Annotated in this window: 1 pseudogene; it reads left to right on the forward strand. The window is 53.8% G+C overall.

What is annotated here, in order from left to right:
- Window positions 1-273, forward strand: a pseudogene (locus CWC14_RS18710) (alpha-amylase); the annotation flags it as partial.
- Between the last annotated feature and the right edge of the window lie 45 nt (window positions 274-318).

The following is a 318-nucleotide window of genomic DNA, read 5'->3' on the forward strand; positions in this document are numbered from 1 at the left end:
ATCCAAGGCAGCCAATGGTGGACTCGCTACCAACCGGTCAGTTATGAGCTCGCCAGTCGCGGTGGCAATCGCAGCGAGTTCATTGATATGGGCCAGCGTTGTGGCGAGGCCGGCGTGGAGATCTATGTTGATACCCTGATTAATCACATGGCGGCGGGCAGTGGTGTTGGCACGGCAGGACACAGTTATGGAGATAAATTTTTCCCAGATTACAGCCCACAAGACTTCCATACTAGCTGCGCTATCAATCCTGAAGATTATGGCAATGACCGTTAGCGCGTGCAGCGTTGTGAATTGGTGGGCCTCGCGGACCTAAAC

This window comes from Pseudoalteromonas sp. S3260, assembly GCF_005886925.1.
GTDB lineage: Bacteria > Pseudomonadota > Gammaproteobacteria > Enterobacterales > Alteromonadaceae > Pseudoalteromonas > Pseudoalteromonas tetraodonis.